The following is a 12,625-nucleotide window of genomic DNA, read 5'->3' as shown; positions in this document are numbered from 1 at the left end:
TTTATTTTTTAGTGAGAAGAAGGGATTTAATTATGGGGGAGGGACTTATCAAACGTATTTCGCGCTTGATTTCGGCGTCTGCCAATGCGGTAGTAGAGTCGGTTGAAACCTCTACGCCAGAGTTGATGATGGAGCAGGCAATCAGAGAGATCGAAGATGCTATCGCTGATGTGCGAGGTCAACTAGGTAAAGTGGAAGCGGCAAAATATCTTAATGGCAAAGCACTAAACGATGAAAATTCTCGCCACGGCGCGCTGACAGTACAAATTGAAACCGCAGTGAAAGAAGAGCGGGATGATTTGGCCGAGGTTGCTATTGCCAAACAAATGGACATCGAGGCACAACTGCCGGTGCTGGAAAAAGCCATTAGTGAAAATGATGTAGAAATGCAGGAACTCAATTCTTACCTCAGTGCACTGCAAGGTAAAAAACGTGAAATGCGTGAGCAGTTACAGGAATTTATCCAAGCCAATGAGCACATGAGAAAAGGTGTTATTGGTGACGGCCCTGGCAGCAGCCGAAAAACGGGAGTTCAGGTAGAGCAGGCCACTGATGCCTTCAATCGGGCACTTGGGCATACCGGTATATCGACCTCCCGCTGTAATATAGATGCAAGCAAGCTGGCGGAACTCGAGGAGCTTGCGCGAAACAACTGCATCAAGGAGCGTTTAGCCAAAATTAAGTCGGGGGCCTGATGGTATTTTTATTACAAGACCAGAATCTGCTTTTTACCGGCGCGCTGGTTTTAATGTTTATGATAGCGCTGCTTGAAGGCGTGATGACATTGATTGGCATTGGTATTTCAGATTTGCTCGACAACCTACTGCCAGATTTTGAAGTGGACGTACCGGATACCGGACTTTCTGGCGGCTTGACAAAATTACTAGGCTGGCTGCGTTTTGGTGAGGTACCCGCCCTTATCTTACTGGTGACATTCCTGGTTAGCTTTGGTGCAACAGGTCTGATCATCCAGATGCTCTTAGAGTCCATTTTTGGGTTTTTATTGCCAGGTGGTCTGTTGGCGTTAGGCGTTATTTTTCTGGCGTTGCCGCAGGTTCGCTTCGTAGGCAATATTTTGCGGCGTTTTGCCATCGGTGATGAAAGTGAAGCGGTGGGAAGAGATTCCTTTATTGGCCGTATCGCAATAATTACCATTGGCAAAGCTGAAGCTGGCTCGCCGGCGGAGGCGCGCTTTAGTGATGAGTACGGCACCACTCACTATGTGATGGTGGAGCCGGATACAAGTGAAACATTTAACCAGGGGGAAAAGGTGTTACTGGTAGAGGAATTGGGAGCGCATTTTCATGTAACCCGCCCGACCAGCCAACACCTGATGGAAAACAACTAAATGGAGAATCTAGCAGTGATAGGAAACCTTCCCGTCATAGTGTTTATTGCCGGTGCTGTACTGGTCGCCTTAATTGTCACCGGAACCATTTTTGCAAGGCTGTACACGCGTGCCTCCAAGGAGCGTTCCTTTGTACGCACCGGTATGGGGGGGCAAAAGGTCATTATGAATGGCGGTGCTTTGGTGCTGCCAGTTTTGCATGAAATTATTGCAGTGAATATGAATACTCTGCGGCTTGCGGTTTCACGCAAAGAGCATCTGGCATTGATCACCAAGGATCGTATGCGCGTAGATGTACTGGCTGAATTCTACCTGCGGGTGAAGCCGGATATAGATGCCATTGCCAACGCTGCTCAAACTCTGGGCCTGCGTACGCTTGACCCGGATGCCCTCAAGGAAATGATTGAGGGTAAGTTTGTCGATGCCCTGCGTTCGGTGGCAGCGGAAATGGAAATGGCCGAGTTGCATGAACAGCGCAGCCAGTTTGTCCAGAAAGTGCAGCAGGTAGTGTCTGAAGACTTGCTGAAGAACGGTTTGGAACTGGAGGCGGTCTCGCTGACGGGTTTGGACCAGACCCACAAAGAATTCTTTAATCAGGACAACGTGTTTGATGCCGAAGGCCTTGCCAGTATGACCCGCTCTATCGAAGCGCGTCGCAAGGAAGTTAATGACGTCGAGCAAGAAACCATGGTGCAGATCGAGACGAAAAATCTCGAAGCTGAGCGCCAAAAACTGGAGATCGACAAAGAAAAACGCTACGCCCACCTGGAACAGCAGCGCGAACTGGAAAATCGCGAAGCCGCACAAAAAGCGGATATTGCCCGTGAGCTGGCTGAACAGGAGCGCGCTGCGCGCAAAGCGGAGATTGAAGCCCAGCGCGAGGTAAGTCAGTCGCAAATTGCTGCTGAGCAGGCCACCAAACTGCTTGAAATTGAAAAGGAGCGCCGCCTGGAGGAGCAGGAAATCGAGCGTGCGCGAATTTTGGATGAGCAGCGTATTTCCAAACAGAAATCCGTTGAGATAGCTGAACAAGAACGCGCGATTGCGGTTGCCGAGAAATCCAAAGAGCAATCTTTGGCAGATCAGCAGGCCAACGTAGCCCTGGCCGAAGCAGTAAAAGCCGAGGAACAGGTCCGCACGGCTAAAGATGTTGAGGTCGCCGAGCGTGACAAGCGTATTGAAATTATTGAAGCACAGAAAGTTGCTGAACGTCAGGCCACCGGTATCAAGGTGATGGCAGAAGCGGAAAAATCAGCAGCTGAGGATAAGGCTGAGGCCCTGCGTCTGCAAGCTTCTGCTGAGGCCGAAGCGATTCGTATCAAGGTTGAGGCAGACCGTGAAAAGTATGCGGTAGATGCTGAAGGCCAGCGCTTGATGAACGAAGCCTACAACAGCCTGAACGAAGCTCAAATTGCTCTTAAGCAAGTACTCAGTTTGCACGAAAATCTTCCCAATATTATTCGTGAGAGCGTCAAGCCGATGGAGAGGATTGAGGGTATGAAGATTATTTCCGTCGAAGGTCTCAATGGCGTTGACGGTCGCGCATCTACGGGCATTCTCGACGGTGATGCTGAAGCCAGGAGCCAGAGTTTACCTGAAGCCCTGGTAGGCAGTGCCCTTAAGCACCGCGCTATGGCACCACTGGTGGACTCCCTGCTAAAAGAGGCCGGAGTTGGTAATCTTAATACATCAGTCGAGACTGAAAAATAATAATTTTTTAATAAAGCGTTTGGCGAATAAAAATTATAAGCGCTGAACCCTATAGTCCAGACAAACCGATTTGGTTTGTCTGGACTATATCTGCTGGGATTGCTTTAAAGGTTCGATTTACGGGCGTCCAATTACCCATTGATTAATTATCAAAATATTAATTCAATGTTATTCTATTAGTGATAGCTAAATGATGATAATGATTGCATCAAATACCATATTCTTTATGTTGTCCAACCATCATCAGTACCATTAGAGGCCTCTGAATAATTCCGTGATGCCTCTGAAAGTTACGGGATTATTGAGAAGCTCCTTAGATAAGTCCGCCGGTATAAGAAGTGCCGATGGTATTAAAATTTAGAGTTGGATCGTTATGAAAAGCTGTACCAGTTGCAAAAGTGGTGTTCTTGAACCGGGCTTTATCGAAGCCCGACTAAATGTGCACACTTGTTCATTCTGTAGGGGAAACTGGATTTTGATTGAGGATTTCCTGGCATGGAAGCGCCAAAATCCTGATTATCAGTTTAGTGATAATCTCGATATGGAGACACTTAGTGAAGTAGCCGCAGAGGATACCAAGCGGGCCATTTTATGTCCTATCGCTGGTGTGATTATGCAAAAAATCAGGATACAGGCTGGTAGCGAACACCGTTTAGATTATAGTCCGGCAGTTGGTGGTATTTGGCTGGATAAGGGAGAGTGGGAATTACTGAAGACGGAGGGACTTGCGGGCTCATTGAATTTTCTTGTGACACATGAATGGCAAATGCAAATCAGGGAAAGTAAAGCACAAGAGACATTTTCTGAGATATATAGAAGCAAATTTGGCAATGAACTATACAGTAAGATGAAAGAAGTTCGCGAATGGTTATATTCACAAGAACATAAAGCGGATATTTTAGCTTATTTGAATGCAGAAGATCCCTACTCTGCTAAGCGTTGATGCCCAATAACTATAATAATGCTTTTTAAGGAAGTTATTAATATTTTTATTTTAGGTTTTTGATACTGGATATTTGAGCGAAAATAGTTTGACTGCGTTTGCCATGGATCGGTACTACATTATTGGATGTGAGAACTTTATTTCTCAGCATTTCCTACCTATTTTGTACTTTAAGACAGCCCCGAGTATTTATATATAAATACTCATAAATCACGCTGCTTAATCATTGCGTATCTCAAATCTGTATGATGAGCGCATATAGCTTTCTATTTTTTAGTCTAGACAATAGGTGATTTTTGAATGGCCAAAAAACTAACAGAGAAAGAAGTACACCGCGCGCGTATTTGCTTTGAATGTGGCTGCTTACCCAGTCGAAAATTTTGGAGTGACATGATAAATGACAAGGGAGAGCAGTACGATGCTGTTATGTATTTTGCCAAACAATTTCCTGTGTCTGAGGATGAAATAATAACAATAGAGGAGCTCCAATCCAGGGAGGAGATTCATGCTGTAGCAGACAACTATCACTGGGATGATAATACTCTAGACAGCCTGTATGCCTTTATAAACCATCCATTATGTGATGCGGGTACAGCTCTTCTTTTGTTCTGGAAAGGGGCGGGATACCGTATTTTATCCCATAATTCATGCCCCTCAGATGACAAGGAGGAGAAATTATTTTTTAGCGAATTAATATTGCGATTTAAGGCTAAAGGCTTTAATTCTTATGATATTGCTTTTAATCCATATAGCGACCACTATATACCACCATTAGATGAGTGTTTAAAGAAAGGCTATTTGATCCCCGGTGAATTTCTGTGTCCATATAGTACTATGTATGTAGATACAAATTTGTAGTCGTTTTGCAGAATAATTAATGTATAAGGGATTTTTTATGCTGGATATTTGAGCAAAAACTGTTTGACGGCATTTGCTATGTATAGGAGCTTCGTTATTGATTGATATCCTTATTTTTTAATGTCTCCTACTTATTTTGCGCGTTAAAACTATCTGAAGTATTGCAGATGGAACCATTGAGTATTTGGAAAAATCAATATTCTATGAGACAGTTTATTAACTTTGTTTTATGGCGCCGCTTTTCTAATCGGCGCCTCAATATCGCTAACAGTATGAACGGTTGATATTCAAACAGTAGCTACGCCACTTTTACCTCTACAAATATATGGCGAATGCTCCCATCATCGGCTTTTATTAAAGCCATGGAATACAAGGACTACTACAAAATTCTCGGTCTGGATCGAGGCGCCGATCAGGCGCAAATCAAGCGTGCTTATCGGAAGTTGGCGCGCAAGTATCATCCCGATGTTAGCAGTGAGCAGGATGCTGAAGAGCATTTCAAAGCCGTCAATGAGGCTTACGAAGTGCTCAAGGACCCTGAGAAACGCGCAGCCTACGATCAACTGGGCAGTGGATTTCAATCTGGACAGAATTTTCGGCCACCGCCGAATTGGGATCAGGGCTTTGAATTCCATGGCGGTGGTTATACCGATAGCGACCCGGAGGCTTTCAGTGACTTTTTCGAAAGCCTGTTTGGCCGTGGTGCTTTCCGCCAGGCCCAGGGCGGTGGGCGGCATCGTTCCTATAGTGCCCAGGGTGAAAATACTTATGCGCGTATTACCATTGAGTTGGAAGACAGTTATCGGGGTAGCACGCGCCAGATTACCTTAAAGCATTCCGTTCTGGGTGCCGACGGGCGGCCGCAAATGCATGAGCGCTGCCTCAATGTCAAAATTCCGAAGGGAATCACTGAAGGGCAACAGATCCGTCTGGCTGGACAGGGGGAGTTGGGTATTGGTGACGGCCGACCCGGCGATCTCTATCTGGAAGTTGCCTTCAATCCCCACCGTCACTTCCACATAGAAGGCAAAACGGTATATCTGGACCTGCCCTTGGCACCTTGGGAGGTAGCACTGGGCGCCAAAGTACTGGTACCAACACCGGACGGCCCCGTAAAAGTAACGATTCCCGCCAATAGTGCAAATGGTAAAAAGTTGCGCCTCAAGGGCCGCGGTGTTCCGGCGAAGCAGCCGGGAGATTTGTATGTGGTGATGCATACGGTTACACCTCAGGCAACAACGGAGAGTGAGCGCGAAGCTTATCGACAATTCAGTGAGGCATTTAACTTCAATCCGCGCCAGTTTATCGGGGGATGAAAGTGACAAGTAAGCAGGTTGAACAGATTGCGGGTGTTCTTCTCGATGAAGACAGTGAACTGACTCTGGGTGAGCTGTGCCGGGCCTGTGGTGTTCCGGCGGAGCGCATAATTGCGCTGGTGGAAGAGGGCGTCATTGAGCCGCGCAACAAAGAAGTCCGATGGCGTTTTAGCGGAATTTGTGTGCGCCGTGTTCGTCGGGTTTACAGTTTGGAGCAAGACTTGGGGATTAATCTGGCTGGGGCGGCCCTGGCTATTGAATTATTAGAAGAAATAGAGAGGTTACAGGCGCACCTTGCGTGGCTGGAGGAGCGGCACAAGAAGTAGCTGTATTCTTAGTCTTGATGTGCTTTTAGGTAGGGGCCAATCACCTCTATTTTTTCGATCCACACTGCTCCGCTATAGTCGCCCGGTAAATAAGCCAATTCTTTCGGCAGATAGATACCTGGCATGCCCTGTTTTCCACTGCGATGGTCAACGACCATCATCATGCTGCCGGCCTGAGTAACTCGGTCGATATAGCGATTGGGCCAGCCCCACAGCGCCCAATGCCAAGTATTTGGTGCAATAACGAGACTATTGCGGCAGTCTTCTGGTACATATCCGCTCCAGCCTATTAACAGGTAGTTGAGAGCGCAGCGCTTTACGCTTTCTCTACTAAAAGCGAGGGCGCCTGGTCGTAATGTTCGCAGCCTTGCTATGGGGTTGGCACCGCCGTAGACCATCAGACGAGTGTTTTTTACTAATTGGCGCTCACGCAGGTAACGATCCAGTTTCTCTGCCTCACTTGAATCATTACTTTTAATATTGATCAGGAATTGCCTATTGGGAAAGGAGCGTAAAATTTTCTCCAGTGTGGGCATTAGGCCAACCCCCTGGGCGCGAAATGGAAAGGTTTTGCCTCCATCGAAGGTATACCCATAACCGATATCCAGTTTGCTTAACGCCTCCATGGTGTGCTCGCGGGTCACTCCCTCGCCGTTGGTGCGGCACTCCAGAGTCCAGTCGTGGAATACAGCGAACTCGCCATCGGTGGTCGGGTGGATATCAATTTCAACAATATCTGCACCATGGGAAAAGGCGGCCTCAATGGAAACGGTGGTGTTTTCTAGATAGTCGTGTTCTGGTGGGTAGATTCGTACTGCAGTGCAGTCATCCCGTTCCAGATTGTCACGGCTATAGGTCTGGTACACGCCTCGGTGGGAAATCAGTGTGGGTTTCCCCATGGGAGGGCGGGCCAGCCAGGAGGCGTTTAGAAGATAGATTGCCCCGATACCGAGCAGGGATGCCAGCGCAGCGCCTCTGGTGATTGTGCTCCGCTTCATAAAGTTATCTCCGCATTTTTCTCTTGGAAGGCGCCGCAAATATTAGCTGGTTTTGGTGAGAGAAAAGGGGCGGAGCTATGGCAAGTTGTGGCGAATTAAGACGAAGAAATTTTTTGGGGGGTGGCCTTTGACCACCCCAGGCGAACGGCTCAGAGCGCGGCTTTGGTAATGGTGCCAACCAGATAACCGGTATAGGCGAGATAAGCCATCAGCAGGGCAGCACCCTCCCAGCGGTTAATGCGGCCCTGGCCGCGGAAGCCATAGGCAAATATAAACAGAGCAATGGTGAGCCCGAGTACCATTGGCCAATCCCTCGACAGTACCTCGTGGGGCACAATCGGCATCGGTGCGATAGTGCCTGCGATGCCCACCACCGCCAACAGATTGAACATATTGGAGCCGACGACATTGCCGATAGCGATGTCGTGCTCACCTTTGCGTGCAGCAACAAGGGTTGCTGCCAGTTCGGGCAGGGAAGTGCCCAGGGCGACAATCGTCAGGCCAATGACAAGGTCGCTGACCCCGAGTGACTCAGCGATAGTTATAGCGCCCCATACCAGGAGGCGAGAGCTGATGATCAACAGCACCAGCCCGGCTACCAGCCAGAATATGGCGGTATTGAGGGGCATGGGGTTCTCCTTCAGCTCTGTCTCCACTTCACCTTCTAGTTGATCACCTTTGTTGCGCAGAGCCGAAAAAATGCTCCAGCCAATCAGCGCAAAAAAGCCAATCAACAAAGTAATTCCTTCCCAGCGCTCCAATTGCCCATTCCAAAGGAAGGCCCCGCTCAACAACGTGATTGCCAACAAAAGAGGCAATTCTTTCCGCACAATCTTTGAGTGCACAGAAAGTGGGATAAGCAGTGCACTGATTCCCAAAATCAGGCCGGTATTGGCAATATTGGAACCGTAGGCATTCCCGAGAGCCAGGCCCGGGTTGCCATTGAGTGCAGCGATGGCAGAGACCACCATTTCCGGGGCAGAAGTGCCGAAGCCGACGATCACCATACCGATCAATAATGTGGGCATACCACAGTGCTTGGCAGTGGCAGCAGCGCCATCCACAAAGCGGTCGGCGCTCCAAACCAGCACAACAAAACCGGCGATGATGGCAACAGCAGCGAGAAGCATAGGGGGTCCTCAATAGATACATTCCTGCCGGGGGATTACCCGACAAACGGGGACCGATTGTACCGGCTCTGGGGAATACAAAAAGGTATTCAGTTATGTGGCTGGTGTAGGCGGGGCAAATTAACATAAGTGTCCCGTCAGTCAGATGGTTTCGCTGCCAGTGTGAACTACAGTCAATGCAAGGCCCGGTAAATCTGCAGGGTGACATCTGGGTGGCGCGTCCAGTCGCAAGCCCTCTCAACCGGTGGATATATCGGGTATAGCTACGCGGGTCGCACAGAGCAATGCGCGGCAGATTCCGCGATATACATGTCACCGGCCACTAAGCCGGGTATTTAGGAGGCCCCTATGAGACTCAAAGCTTCAATTGGAATACTGGCCGCGGCGATGGTATTGACTCTGTCTGCCTGCGAACAGCGTAAGAAGGATGAAGGGATGGATGGCAGCAAGGGCATGGGAGCCGCTGAAACCGGCTGTTGCCAGCATGCTGAGAATGCCTGTGCCGGCGATGTGAGCAAAAGCCAATGCGATCAAATGACGGGTAAATTCCACAAGGATCATATGTGCCGCACGGATACTGGTAAATGCACCCGTAAGTAACACCGGTTGCGCACGGGTGTGGCGCACTGCGTGTGCCGCACCCGATAATTCCCTCACCCTCCCTCCGCTTCAGTGATCACTCCTGTTACTTGGGTCTAATCTGACGACATTGCAGCGCCTGGCATTAGGTGACCAGAATGAAGCTTCTGGTGCCCGATTTCTTGCCGACCTGGGGCCTCTTGACATTAGTTACATCTGCAACTAACTTCGTTTGCGTTTTAAATACACAATCCGCAGCCCCGAATGATGGCGCCGCGATGATAAGAGACGGAGGGCTGCATGGCCGACTTATTTGAAAACCCGATGGGTCTCAATGGCTTTGAATTTGTAGAGTTTACCGCGCCAGAAAAAGGCATTCTCGAGACCGTTTTTGCCGCGATGGGCTTTGAAAAGGTGGCCCGTCACCGCGCCAAAGAAGTGGAGCTGTGGCGCCAGGGTGATATCAACTTTATCACCAACTATGAGCCCAACAGCCATGCCTATTATTACGCTCAGGAGCATGGTCCTTCCGCCTGTGGCTTGGCATTCCGAGTTAAGGATGCCAAATTTGCCTACCAAGAGGCATTGCGTAAAGGTGCCCAGCCGGTAGATGTTCAAACCGGCCCGATGGAGCTGCACCTGCCGGCGATCAAAGGTATTGGCGGAGCCACTCTCTACATGATCGACCGCTATAAAGATGGCGAGTCCATCTATGATATCGACTTCAACTGGGAGGAAGGTGTAGAGCGCCGCCCTGAAGGCTGTGGCTTCCACACCCTGGACCACCTGACTCACAACGTATACCGCGGTCGCATGGATTACTGGGCCAAGTATTACGAAGACCTGTTCAATTTCCGTGAGATCCGCTACTTCGACATCAAGGGCGAGTACACAGGCCTGCTGTCCAAGGCCATGACAGCGCCGGATGGCAAAATACGCATCCCGCTGAACGAAGAGGCAGCCGGTGGTGGTGGTCAAATTGAAGAGTTTCTAATGAAGTACAATGGCGAGGGCATCCAGCATATCGCCTTTGCCTGTGACGACCTGGTAGCTTGCTGGGATCGCCTGAAAGAGCAGGGCATGGAGTTTATGACTCCGCCGCCGGAGACCTATTACGAAATGCTGGAAGAGCGTCTGCCCGGCCATGGTGAGCCCACCGTGGAATTTCAGAGTCGCGGTATCCTGCTTGACGGCACCACCGAAGGTGGCGAACCACGTCTGTTGCTGCAGATTTTCTCTGCGAACATGCTCGGCCCGGTATTCTTTGAATTTATTCAGCGCAAGGAAGATGACGGATTCGGTGAGGGCAACTTCAAGGCCCTGTTCGAATCTATTGAGCGCGACCAGCTTAAGCGCGGCGTCATTCAAGAAAAGGAATAATAAGCGGAGGCTTCAATGGGCATTAAGCGTATTCACCACGTAGCGTATCGCTGCAGGGACGCCAAGGAGACGGTAGAATTTTATCGCGATCTCCTCGGCATGGACTTCCAGCTGGCTATTGCCGAAAACGAGGTACCCTCAACCGGCGAGCCGGACCCCTACATGCATGTGTTTATGGATGCGGGTATGGGGAATGTGCTCGCCTTCTTTGAAATCCCCAACTCGCCGGAGATGGGGCGCGATGAGAATACCCCCAAGTGGGTGCAGCACATCGCTTTCGAAGTGGAGTCGATGGAAGAAATGCTTACGACTAAAGAGCGACTGGAAGCGGCCGGGGTCGATGTACTCGGCCCCACCAATCACACCATTTTCGAGTCGATCTATTTCTTCGATCCTAACGGCCACCGTATTGAGCTGGCCGCCAACACCGCCAAGCCCGGTATGCACAAAGAGCTGAAGCGGGTTGCCGAAGATATGCTGGAAGAGTGGTCGCGTACGAAAAAAGCCCCGAGGCACGCCGCCTGGATGCACGGGGAAAAAGAATTTGTGGAAAAAACTGAAGGGGAGGCACAGTGAAGTTAGCCAGCCTTAAATCCGGCCGCGATGGCCAATTGGTTGTCGTCAGCGACGATCTCACCCGTATGGTGACAGCCGGCGATATCGCGCCCACGATGCAGTGTGCACTGGACAACTGGACAGCAGTGCGTGGTGATCTGGAGAAATTGCACGAGCGCCTGCAAAACGGTGAAATTCAGGGCGTAGCTTTCGATCAGGCTCAATGCGCTTCACCACTACCGCGCGCCTATCACTGGGCCGATGGCAGTGCTTATGTGAACCATGTGGAACTGGTGCGTAAAGCCCGCGGTGCCGAGGTACCGGAGAGTTTCTATAGCGACCCGCTGATGTACCAGGGTGGGTCCGATACCTTCCTGGCCCCGCGCGAGCCTGTGAAGATGCCGCAGAGCAATGGCTTTGGTATCGACTTCGAAGCGGAAATTGCCGTTGTTACCGACGATGTACCTATGGGGGTGTCCGCCGAGGACGCGCTGCCCCATATCCAACTAGTAATGTTGGTGAACGATGTTTCCCTGCGTGGACTAATTCCAGCAGAGCTGGCTAAGGGGTTTGGTTTCTACCAGTCAAAACCCTCCAGCGCTTTCTCGCCGGTGTGTGTGACCCCCGAGCAATTAGGAGACCGTTGGAGCGAGGGCAAATTGCACCTGCCGTTGATTTCCCAGCTGAATGGGGAAAAATTCGGTGAGCCCAATGCCGGGCAGGATATGACCTTCCATTTCGGTCAGCTGGTTGCCCACGCAGCCAGAACTCGCTCGCTTTGTGCTGGCACGATTATCGGATCAGGTACCGTTTCCAATAAACTGGATGGTGGCCCCGGTAAACCGGTTGTGGAGGGCGGTGTCGGTTACAGTTGTATCGCCGAGATACGCATGATTGAGACCATCCAGAATGGTTCTGCAAGCACGCCGTTTATGGACTTTGGTAATACCATTGCTATTGAAATGCTGGATGACCAAGGCCAGTCAATTTTTGGCCGTATCGAGCAGACTGTAGAGCAGGTTTAATTCCGACAGCCCGATAGAATTGAATACCCCGCAAGTTTTTTGACTGCGGGCTTTAATTTGGTCGGGCTTCTATTTGACCACTTCTTTATTGGTGAATATTCACTATCTTCCTTGCGCTTTCCGTATCGATTTCTCCATTCATACCTCATGATCGACATTGAAAGGCTTTTCTTAAGCAATCACATGCAGAACGGTAATAAAGTTAGCGTTTTAATAGAATTGTATATGCAATTAATTTCATAGCCTTGTGGTTGTGCTATTTATGTGCCCTGTATTACTTCTGGATAATTATTAACCCGTTGCGTTTTGTATATCGTGGTCAGACAAAAGGCCGTTTCAACCCGTTGAGATTAAGAATAATAGCTATTTGCAAGTTAAGGGGTAATTCTAATCTTTATTTTTTCAACACTTCGGACAGTTTCATGCAGCTATAGCCCCGTAGTCACTGTACCGTTCG

At 49.6% G+C, this 12,625-nt stretch carries 13 protein-coding genes; 11 read left to right on the top strand and 2 right to left on the bottom strand.

The annotated features are described in order from the left end of the window. Positions 1-32: 32 nt before the first annotated feature. From MO867_RS01520 to MO867_RS01490, 7 genes are all read left to right on the top strand, one after another. Positions 33-695 carry a PspA/IM30 family protein gene (locus MO867_RS01520; RefSeq protein WP_252464178.1) on the top strand — a complete coding sequence of 221 codons (663 nt, stop codon included), beginning with the start codon at positions 33-35 and terminating at the stop codon, positions 693-695. Continuing rightward, on the top strand, positions 695-1,348 hold the full coding sequence (locus tag MO867_RS01515) for a YqiJ family protein (RefSeq protein WP_252464177.1): 654 nt from the start codon (positions 695-697) through the stop codon (positions 1,346-1,348). Before MO867_RS01520 ends, MO867_RS01515 begins: the two co-directional genes overlap by 1 nt. Then, positions 1,349-3,058, top strand: a complete 1,710-nt coding sequence (locus MO867_RS01510) for a flotillin family protein (protein WP_252464176.1) — start codon at positions 1,349-1,351, stop codon at positions 3,056-3,058. A gap of 475 nt (positions 3,059-3,533) precedes the next feature. Next, complete coding sequence (locus MO867_RS01505; RefSeq protein ID WP_252464175.1) at positions 3,534-4,001, top strand: TFIIB-type zinc ribbon-containing protein; 468 nt, start codon at positions 3,534-3,536, stop codon at positions 3,999-4,001. 300 nt (positions 4,002-4,301) lie between these two features. Continuing rightward, on the top strand, positions 4,302-4,859 hold the full coding sequence (locus MO867_RS01500; protein WP_252464174.1) for a DUF4274 domain-containing protein: 558 nt from the start codon (positions 4,302-4,304) through the stop codon (positions 4,857-4,859). A 332-nt stretch (positions 4,860-5,191) separates the two neighbouring features. Beyond that, entirely contained in the window at positions 5,192-6,175 is a 984-nt protein-coding gene (locus MO867_RS01495; RefSeq protein WP_252464173.1) for a DnaJ C-terminal domain-containing protein, read from the top strand. 2 nt (positions 6,176-6,177) lie between these two features. After that, positions 6,178-6,501: a chaperone modulator CbpM gene (locus MO867_RS01490; RefSeq protein ID WP_373565856.1), complete on the top strand. Its 324-nt coding sequence runs from the start codon at positions 6,178-6,180 to the stop codon at positions 6,499-6,501. A gap of 8 nt (positions 6,502-6,509) precedes the next feature. Here MO867_RS01490 and MO867_RS01485 read toward each other — a convergent pair whose 3' ends face one another. Further along, entirely contained in the window at positions 6,510-7,499 is a 990-nt protein-coding gene (locus MO867_RS01485) for a glycerophosphodiester phosphodiesterase family protein (RefSeq protein WP_252464171.1), read from the bottom strand. A 149-nt stretch (positions 7,500-7,648) separates the two neighbouring features. Further along, positions 7,649-8,629 (bottom strand): calcium/sodium antiporter, encoded by a 981-nt coding sequence (locus MO867_RS01480; protein WP_252464170.1) that lies wholly within the window; start codon positions 8,627-8,629, stop codon positions 7,649-7,651. Between the two features lie 348 nt (positions 8,630-8,977). Here MO867_RS01480 and MO867_RS01475 point away from each other — a divergent pair, with 348 nt between their 5' ends. The 4 genes from MO867_RS01475 (at position 8,978) to MO867_RS01460 (ending at position 12,168) form a co-directional block, all read left to right on the top strand. After that, a complete protein-coding gene (locus MO867_RS01475) occupies positions 8,978-9,229 on the top strand; it encodes a hypothetical protein (protein WP_252464169.1) in 252 nt (83 codons plus the stop codon). Positions 9,230-9,508: 279 nt separating this feature from the next. Beyond that, positions 9,509-10,588 carry a 4-hydroxyphenylpyruvate dioxygenase gene (gene hppD / locus MO867_RS01470; protein WP_252464168.1) on the top strand — a complete coding sequence of 360 codons (1,080 nt, stop codon included), beginning with the start codon at positions 9,509-9,511 and terminating at the stop codon, positions 10,586-10,588. 15 nt (positions 10,589-10,603) lie between these two features. Then, positions 10,604-11,164, top strand: a complete 561-nt coding sequence (locus MO867_RS01465; protein ID WP_252464167.1) for a VOC family protein — start codon at positions 10,604-10,606, stop codon at positions 11,162-11,164. Beyond that, entirely contained in the window at positions 11,161-12,168 is a 1,008-nt protein-coding gene (locus MO867_RS01460) for a fumarylacetoacetate hydrolase family protein (RefSeq protein ID WP_252464166.1), read from the top strand. The genes MO867_RS01465 and MO867_RS01460 overlap by 4 nt, the downstream gene beginning before the upstream one ends. The last annotated feature ends 457 nt before the right edge of the window (positions 12,169-12,625 follow it).

It is taken from the genome of Microbulbifer okhotskensis, from assembly GCF_023895975.1.
GTDB lineage: Bacteria > Pseudomonadota > Gammaproteobacteria > Pseudomonadales > Cellvibrionaceae > Microbulbifer > Microbulbifer okhotskensis.
Note: the sequence above shows the minus strand (reverse complement) of the source record. Positions and strands in the feature narration are given on the sequence as shown.

What these genes read in the sequence shown, in the direction of transcription:
- MO867_RS01520 (WP_252464178.1), top strand. Translation starts at nt 33, where the DNA reads ATGGGGGAGGGACTTATCAAACGTATTTCGCGCTTGATTTCGGCGTCT.
- MO867_RS01515 (WP_252464177.1), top strand. Translation starts at nt 695, where the DNA reads ATGGTATTTTTATTACAAGACCAGAATCTGCTTTTTACCGGCGCGCTG.
- MO867_RS01510 (WP_252464176.1), top strand. Translation starts at nt 1,349, where the DNA reads ATGGAGAATCTAGCAGTGATAGGAAACCTTCCCGTCATAGTGTTTATT.
- MO867_RS01500 (WP_252464174.1), top strand. Translation starts at nt 4,302, where the DNA reads ATGGCCAAAAAACTAACAGAGAAAGAAGTACACCGCGCGCGTATTTGC.
- MO867_RS01495 (WP_252464173.1), top strand. Translation starts at nt 5,192, where the DNA reads ATGCTCCCATCATCGGCTTTTATTAAAGCCATGGAATACAAGGACTAC.
- MO867_RS01485 (WP_252464171.1), bottom strand. Translation starts at nt 7,499, where the DNA reads ATGAAGCGGAGCACAATCACCAGAGGCGCTGCGCTGGCATCCCTGCTC.
- MO867_RS01480 (WP_252464170.1), bottom strand. Translation starts at nt 8,629, where the DNA reads ATGCTTCTCGCTGCTGTTGCCATCATCGCCGGTTTTGTTGTGCTGGTT.
- MO867_RS01475 (WP_252464169.1), top strand. Translation starts at nt 8,978, where the DNA reads ATGAGACTCAAAGCTTCAATTGGAATACTGGCCGCGGCGATGGTATTG.
- hppD (WP_252464168.1), top strand. Translation starts at nt 9,509, where the DNA reads ATGGCCGACTTATTTGAAAACCCGATGGGTCTCAATGGCTTTGAATTT.
- MO867_RS01465 (WP_252464167.1), top strand. Translation starts at nt 10,604, where the DNA reads ATGGGCATTAAGCGTATTCACCACGTAGCGTATCGCTGCAGGGACGCC.